Annotated in this window: 7 protein-coding genes and 1 pseudogene; 1 reads left to right on the top strand and 7 read right to left on the bottom strand. The window is 43.5% G+C overall.

Annotated features, from left to right (window positions below; genetic code table 11):
• Positions 1 to 149 precede the first annotated feature (149 nt).
• The 6 genes and pseudogenes from tnpA to CRENPOLYSF2_RS03875 all read right to left on the bottom strand — a co-directional run bounded on the left by tnpA (position 150) and on the right by CRENPOLYSF2_RS03875 (position 6,150).
• The gene (gene tnpA, locus CRENPOLYSF2_RS03895; RefSeq protein ID WP_087142654.1) at positions 150 to 464 is read right to left on the bottom strand and encodes an IS66 family insertion sequence element accessory protein TnpA; all 315 of its coding nucleotides are present in this window, start codon (positions 462 to 464) and stop codon (positions 150 to 152) included.
• Positions 465 to 527: 63 nt separating this feature from the next.
• The gene (gene lodB / locus CRENPOLYSF2_RS03890; RefSeq protein WP_087142653.1) at positions 528 to 1,640 is read right to left on the bottom strand and encodes a lysine-epsilon-oxidase maturase LodB; all 1,113 of its coding nucleotides are present in this window, start codon (positions 1,638 to 1,640) and stop codon (positions 528 to 530) included.
• A 3-nt stretch (positions 1,641 to 1,643) separates the two neighbouring features.
• A complete protein-coding gene (gene lodA, locus CRENPOLYSF2_RS03885; protein WP_087142652.1) occupies positions 1,644 to 3,689 on the bottom strand; it encodes a CTQ-dependent lysine 6-oxidase LodA in 2,046 nt (681 codons plus the stop codon).
• A gap of 16 nt (positions 3,690 to 3,705) precedes the next feature.
• Positions 3,706 to 5,163 (bottom strand): mannan-binding lectin, encoded by a 1,458-nt coding sequence (locus CRENPOLYSF2_RS03880; protein ID WP_087142651.1) that lies wholly within the window; start codon positions 5,161 to 5,163, stop codon positions 3,706 to 3,708.
• A 547-nt stretch (positions 5,164 to 5,710) separates the two neighbouring features.
• Positions 5,711 to 5,863: pseudogene (locus CRENPOLYSF2_RS18460) on the bottom strand (IS1595 family transposase); the annotation flags it as partial.
• Between the two features lie 35 nt (positions 5,864 to 5,898).
• Complete coding sequence (locus CRENPOLYSF2_RS03875; RefSeq protein WP_140396785.1) at positions 5,899 to 6,150, bottom strand: hypothetical protein; 252 nt, start codon at positions 6,148 to 6,150, stop codon at positions 5,899 to 5,901.
• Between the two features lie 162 nt (positions 6,151 to 6,312).
• On the opposite strand from CRENPOLYSF2_RS03875, the gene CRENPOLYSF2_RS18745 reads away from it, so the two are divergent.
• On the top strand, positions 6,313 to 6,576 hold the full coding sequence (locus CRENPOLYSF2_RS18745) for a hypothetical protein (protein ID WP_176371022.1): 264 nt from the start codon (positions 6,313 to 6,315) through the stop codon (positions 6,574 to 6,576).
• Positions 6,577 to 6,845: 269 nt separating this feature from the next.
• Here the strand turns inward: CRENPOLYSF2_RS18745 and CRENPOLYSF2_RS03865 are convergent, their stop codons facing one another.
• On the bottom strand, positions 6,846 to 7,583 hold the full coding sequence (locus tag CRENPOLYSF2_RS03865; protein ID WP_140396784.1) for a hypothetical protein: 738 nt from the start codon (positions 7,581 to 7,583) through the stop codon (positions 6,846 to 6,848).
• Positions 7,584 to 7,753: the final 170 nt, after the last annotated feature.

Genomic DNA, 7,753 nt, shown 5'->3' with positions numbered 1-7,753 from the left:
TGACAAGTCGGCACTTAAGTCTAAATCAAAATTTAACGGGAGGGTAGCCGCTCAATGTGAGCTAAAAGGATACATTCAACTATTGGAAGTGCTGCACCTAACCAATTTGAACAACAATTTTTAAAAAGCGCCTAATGCAGTGTCCAAATTTACTTGACCATTACACAGGCCAGGCATTGCAGGAGCTCGGCCAGCCATGTGGGGGAAACGGTGCCGGGCAGTTCCAATGTCTGGCCGTTGGCCAGGTGCAGCCGCAAAGCCTCTGCTGGCAGGAGGGCTACAGCGGGTTTGATGGTGACAGGTATTAGGGCCGGTTGCCCTGATGGGTCGTTGGTCTGGTAGGTCCGGAACCAGCGTGAAAAAGATTTTGGCTGCAGGCTGTGTTTTTGGCAATAAGCCGCCTGCGTCAATCCGCTGGCTTGCCAGTTTTTAATGTGCCTGATGTGATGTTTTTGGAGTGTCATCGGTTATCCTCGGAAAAAATCTGGAGGATACCAGGAGGGATGAAAAAAATTTAGATGGTTTTGCTACACGCTTACGTTGCGTCTTTGCCAAAAAGCCGCATCTGACCACCGCTGCTCTTTACGATAAAACTGTGCCTTGATGGTCAAATAATGACTGAAAATGTCTTCGATATTTCGTTGATAATGGGCTATTGAGGATAGATCGCCCTTACTGTGAACCACCAAAGTATTGGCCGCATGGCACGCTGAACTGATGGCAAAACCAATACCCATAGACGACACGGGATCAAAAGAGGCCGCCGCATCGCCAACTGCAATAAAGTTTTTTCGGGTTGTAGCATCGGTTATTTTTGAAAAAGCCGCTTTTACCCAGGGGCTACCAAAAGCTGATGCTTGATTGACCTTGTTTTTTGCATACACAGTATTGGCCAGAAGCTGGTTCCAATTTTCTGCTTTTTGTAAGCGTTTTTCTTTTACGATGTCGGCATCAGTAAATAAGGTGGCCACCATCACCTGATTAGGCAATGTGGCACAATACCACCAACCTTCTGCCACGGTTTCCAACAAAATATCTTGCTTGAGTACAGTCGTGTTATCAAAATGTAGAAAAGCACCCACAGCCATTAACTGGTCATGTTGTCTAATAGTCATGCCTAATTTTCTGCCGACGTTGCTTAACCTGCCTGTGGCATCTACCAGATATTTGGCTATAACAGAAAAATCGCCTTCCGTTTGGTGTTTTACGCTAATGCACCAATGGTTGTCTTCCGTTTGCTTAAAGTCAATACATTTAGCTCTAGGGATAATATCCGAACCTCTTTTCGAAGCTTCAGACAACAACATTAAATCAAACTTTTCCCTATCCAGTTGATAGCTCTCTTCTTGGGTGCTAAAAATAGAATCCCTTGAATGAATACCACTATTGCCCCACGCCGCCTGACTGTTGTAGCCACGGACAAAACTGCCTTCTTCAAAATCCTCTTTTCCGACCTTAAGATAAGTCAGCAAATCAAATAAGCTCGGATTAACTTGTTCCCCCACTCGAATGGTGTCAAAAGCGCTATTCTCTATTATCAGGACATTCAAGTCAGAATAAGTCAGCAAACTTAAGGCAGTGGCGGCCCCCGCAGGGCCACCACCAACAATCAGTACATCGGTATCAAAATGCAGCGCCATGGCTTAGCGTCTGTTTCTGGTGCCAGAGCGCGGCAACCCAAGGCCATCAGGATGGATATCGATGGCTTTAAAGGCTTTTTCTTCCAGATGCCGCATCAATAAAGCGCCCTTTTCATTTTTGGCAGCCACTTTATGTTTACATGATTCAATAAAGAAAACAGGTATTGTTGTTTCATTATCTTCATCATTGGCGCTTATTTGACCTACCGGCACATCCTTATAAGTAAACAGCTCATTATTCCTTTCTGTTTCAACAATAAAAGGATACATTCCTTTGGTGGTAACATTTTTGTCACGGATAAAACCTAAGGCGTACCAATATTCCACCATTTGCACAAAACTGTTGATGCCACGGGCGTAGTTCATTTGTTGTCCGGCAGGCACATGGGTTGCGGCTTGGCCTTTTGCGCTAAACTCTCCAACCAAGACATCCCAAGGACTTTGCGGTGGCCACCAGTAGGAATAATAGGTTGGCGGAAGAGGAACTGACCCTTTTGGTGTTTTTATTTTATTAATGCTGGGATCGGTGAAGTTAATGTACTGAACGGTACATTGGAAAAAATCCGCCTGCCAAGGACAGGCCATTCTTTTGGTCAAATCACCGGGTTCACAACCACCGCCTTCGCATTCATCCCGCGAAGGCGTTAAGCCATTTTGTGAATACCAGCTCTCACCCTGATATTGTTCAATCACATAGGGCGCTGAATAGATGACAGGGTTTTGCAAGTTCCAGGTGACTTCAATCCCAGGACACATGGGTAAGCCCACGCAATTACCGACACTGGCAGCATCTGCTGAGTTGACTGGATAAGACGTGTAATTAGGATCGTTAACAAAACAGCCATTAGCCCATTGCCCCATTAAAAACAGCTGGGTTTCATCCAACGCCATAAATTTCATGATGTTGATGTTGCTGACCGAATTACTGCCGGAGTTTAAGGGCATCATCGGGAAGATATCCGAACCATTTTCCTTGAACAATTGTTCTTGTGGCAAGTTGGGTGGCACCGGAGGCTGAGCATCATTTTGCCTAAAATAGGCTAGATAATTTTGCCTGTTGACTTTATTGCTGTCTGAAGGATCAGAGAAATCAAAAATATTGCTGGTGAAAGCCATCATCGGTTGCACATTGGCTACCCATTGATAACGACTTATCTTTTGTATGATAGGCAGGATGTCGCGCTGATAATTGGCCATATAACAGTCGTTCCAAACGCCGTTGTTGCACATCTCCGGCACCAAATTGAAGTTCCTGACCCCGACATCAAGCATGGTGTCGCTTAAGTTGGAAATATTAACAATTTCTGGGGCAAAATCGGGTGACCCAATAATAACCCATGCAGACAGGTTAATGTCTGGCGTACCATCATTAAAGGTCACTGTACAGTAAACCGGGCCATCAGAAATATCATCGTGCCAGGTGCTGGAGCCGCCGTAACTGGTCAATGGTTCATTGCCACCAGCGTTACCGAAACCGCCCAATACCACTAAACGACCTTGGTTATCGGTCAGCAAATCGCCAAGCGTGGTAACGGCTACGCCATAGGTGACTGTTTCAGGTGGGTATTGTATGGGGTACCCCGTCGGTGCATCGGCCTTGCTGAAACTGATGGCCTGTTGTTTGCCGGAAATGCTGCGTGGGCCTGGATCAACAATTAATGATTGTCGGTTTTCTGCATGAGGATTTCGGAAGGCAATATTTTGGATGGCATAGCTGTTATCTGGACCGTACAGCAAATTGCCCTGTAATTCGCTGTATTGATACCACGCCGCCTTTTTATTCGCCAAATGCACAGTCCACTCGATCGAGGCTACATTGGGCGTATCCAAGGTTAATTCTTCACCATTGTCTTGGTAGATTTTAAACGGTTGGCCTTGGCGCTTAATTAAGCCGGTGGCATCTTTAAATTCGTTAATTGGGCCGATTAAGTTGCCGTTATTGTCGGCATCATAAGGTAAGCCACCAATAGCATCGGGCGATAAGCAAATTTGGTCTTTACTGTTGCCCAGCCGAGCCACGCCGACTGAAGGGTGTAATGATAATGTCATGTTTTAATCCTTTTTGTTATTTTTTGCCACAACACCCGCAAACAGTCATTGGGACACCCTGGTTAGTCCATTGGCCATTCCAAGTTAATTTGCTTGAGCTGTTGGTACAGGTTGATGGACAGATATTTTTTGCATCCGATTGATTATTAATAAGTTGACTGGCTTGGACATCTAAACACTGCCCCATACCGACAGCAATATCATCAAAAATATGGCTTAACCCTCCTGACGTAGTATTTTTATTGGACATAATTGATTTTGTTCCACTGTAGCCGTGGCAACCAAAACAGTTGGACGCAAACCCCTGGTTCGTTGCCGGATTCAAATCAACATTTTGATGATCCGTCTCAGCCACTGTATTGGCTAAACGTAATGAGCCGCGTTGATTACTCGTTGAGCCGTTTTGTGGGGAGGAGTCTTGTGTAATATCACTAACCCATAGCGCCCCGACATTAAAATAATTTTTAAGGACGGCATAGTGGCCAGTTAAATACTGTGTGACATCTCTGTTAAGAGAAGTGATATCACCTACGTTCTCTGCATATTTCAAATCACTTTTTTCTGATCCGTAAGCGTATTCACGGCATATTTGGGTTGGGGTTCCGGTTACTTTTGTGGGATCTGTTTGTTTTTTGGCATTATTAAACTGACACTGAACAACGCCTAAATTATCTTTGTTTTCAAGTGCCGTAGCACATTGCGAACTCGCAAATGACCAACCCGCCGTTGTTGCTGGCGTGTTGCAATCAGGGGCGTTAGTATTATGCTCAAAAGTTGCCCAGACAAATTCAGGGTGGTCGGTAGTTGCTATAGCCAGGTGAAAGCCAATCATACCGAGTGTTGTGAGTGCGGTATCCTTACCAATGTTAGTCTTCATGGTTAAGTATTTGCTTTCTTCACCTGGCTTAAGTACTTTCCATGCCGTTTTTAGTTCTGTCGTGCCGTTAGGGAAGTTGTTAAGTTTCTTAATTTCTGAAACATTACACATATTTTTGCTAAATTTAACATCGTAATAAACGACATTGCCGTTTTGGTCATAGATAGTTGCGCCACCACCCGCTTGGTTGATTCGTTCAGGAATTACAAAGGGAGCGCCAGCATCTTGGGATTTGCTTACCCTAACAAATAAGGTGTTACCTGATTGGATACCGTCACACGAATTAGCCGGTGTGCCATCTGCATTGATTTCTAACTCTTTAAACTGCGTAGTATCTTGAAAGTTTTTGATGGCAGGATTTGCTTGGCTAGGAGACATCAAATAAGCAAAGGCTTGCCAGGAGAATTGATAAAAATCACAAAAATTTGAGCTGCCATCTTTCCCGTTTTTAGCGACTTCAGTGGGCATACTGGGTGAAGAGAACCACGTTGGATTCGCTTTACAATTATAAATTTCCGCTTGTACAGTGCCGCAAAAAGATGCTAGCAACAACGTACTTAAATATAATGGTGCAAAACGTTGAAGGTTTATATCCATGTTATTTCCTCTATTGGTCTGTCCATTATCCACAGTTTTTTTTCATTTAAAATCAAATAATTACTGATTGAAAATCAAGCAATTTTTTGCATTTTCCAGAGGAGTACCCAGCTCAAACTAAGAAAGACTGATTGATTGTTCCAGTTTGATTATGGATTTCACGTTTTTTCAGCAAAAAACGTAATTTAACTCTATGATTTTCATTGTTATTTGCTTTAAAAACAAGTAGCGCATTGATTTAATTTATAAAATATTTATGGGTGATGGACAGCTCTATTGGTGAGTGGACTAGGCCGGTAATGTTGGGTTAAAGTAAATACCTTAGTCAAAAATATGATGATAAGGCATCAATTAAAACAAGCGCCTGAGTTTTTGTCGCTTATCATATTGGCGAAGATATTGCCTAACAATTAAGGGGTAATAATTAGCCTAACGCCTTTATGAGTGACTAAAATAAGCTTAGTACATATTTATTGATTTACAAGTTGCAAAGGAAATATTTGCGAGACTGTAGAGCTACAGACACAAAAGGCATAACGTTTCCTGATTAGCAAGATGCTTCAGCTGAGCGAAGCCAAGCCGCTGGGCAAGATCCGGTACCGATGCAAGCATCAAGCAGCCGTTTGGGCAACTGGTCGAGTCTGAACCAGCGGTTGAAGCGATAAGCAAACGCTCCTAAGTAGCGCGAGGCGTACTTACTCGATCTTCAAGTTTTTAAATTTAAACCATCGAAAATCAGCCCGCAGTTCTGCACTGTAGGGAAGCCGTTGGTTGCATGCGGCCTAAATCTCGCCCAACCATATGTTTACCAGAAGGCATCAACTGGAAAACATCGCCAATCAGTTCCGCTAATTCCTTGAGTTTATCCGTTGGATTTTGGTGCTCCAGTATTGTCTTGATAAACTCCAGCAGCACATCCATTTGAGATTTTCTTTGCAGGCTGCCTACGGTATACGCCACTGCCATTAAGTTAAGAATAAAACTCAAAAATCAGGCAAGATGTTTAAATTTATCAAATGCCTAAAAAAAATGCAGGTAATAGAAATAAGTCGAATTCTAATTGAAAATGAAGATTTCAAAAATCGGAATCGGAAAGCAGCAACGATGTTCACGCGTATTCGATGCCTGCCATTTGCATTAGTCCTCATCATGATATTGAGGAAAACCACCAAGTCGCTACAGTGTATTGTCAATGAAACAGTCATCAGTTTAGGGATGGAAGAAGTCACTGCAAGCGCTTATTCACAGGCACGGTATAAATTGAAACACACTGCATTCATTGAATTGAACCAGAAGGCAATCGTTGACGTGGTCTATCAAGACCAGGATTTTAAAAAATTCTGGGGCAAGAGACTCCTGTCCATTGATGGTTCAAAAATCAAGGATTCAGAGCATAACGAAAACTCAGCGTGACGGGAGCCTAGCTTTTTATTCCGAGCACACGCCATCCGCTCTGTGTTGCTAGTACATCAAATCGTATAAAAACAGGATAATAAAAATCTTCAAATCATGAATGAAATGCTGATTGTGTACAGCATAAAGCTAAATTAAAATCCTGTTGACTTCCAATTTGGTGTACTAGAGTTCGCAGAATTTCGATTATCAAGTAGTTTTAGCGACTAACGTCTCCAAGGTGCATGCAGGTTAATCTCAAATTTGGGGTGAGAAATCCCCTGTATCCATCAAGTGGCAAACCGAAACTGCCTGCGAACACCCGCCATATTTTCCAGCAGCTCATCATCCAATTCAGCCCATTCCATAGCGCCGGCAAGCTTCTTCCAAAGGTCTTTCAAGGTTGGATGATTTTTTCCCTTCATGAAGGCCTCCTGAAAACGTGTGTTCAAAGTCATCAGTTGATGGATAATGTGCGCCATCTGCATGAATTGGAAGTAATTTTTAAGGGCACAGTAACTTTTTCTGGCATACTGGTGTTCCATGCCATAGCCGCCATTTTTCAGCGTATTGAAGCCTTCGTTCTCAATTTTCCAGCGCAACCGCCCCGTCCTGCTGGTATCGGCCACATTACCGGCATGGACGGGCAAATCGGTGATATGCACAAATCGCGTGGTTGTAGATTCCGTATCTGAGGCATCCGGCTTGGTCGGTGTAATGGTTTCCTGGCATTCTAACCAATTGAGATTATGTCCTTTATAATCAATGTCGGTAATCCAATGGAAGACTTGGGTTGCCGTGTTACCGTCAGGGCGATAGCAAATGTCTTTACGCGTGTTCTGGCTTTGCAATAACTGCAATGCCAAGGCTTCTTGCCAGACACTGGGCAGGTTGCCATTCTTAAAAGAGACGCAGTAAGACCATTGGTTGGCCTTACAAATGTTAAAAAATCCTTCATAAGGGTATAACGCATCGGCGAGTATCAATATTCGTAAGCGCGGGTAAAGCTTTTTCAGTTTATCTGCCAAGCGCACGAAAGTCTTACGTTCGCAGTCTTGCTTGTCATATTCCCCCCCTTCAGGATTTTCAATCCATTCACTGGCGACGGAAATGCTAAAACCAGCTGAGGTGACCAGGTGTTATGGTCTAATAATCTTGGACACAGTTTAGAGTTAAATTAAACTACTGACTGGACGAG

This window comes from Crenothrix polyspora, assembly GCF_900163755.1.
GTDB lineage: Bacteria > Pseudomonadota > Gammaproteobacteria > Methylococcales > Methylomonadaceae > Crenothrix > Crenothrix polyspora.
The sequence above is the reverse complement of the archived record's forward strand: the minus strand, read 5'-3'. Positions and strand labels throughout refer to the sequence as shown.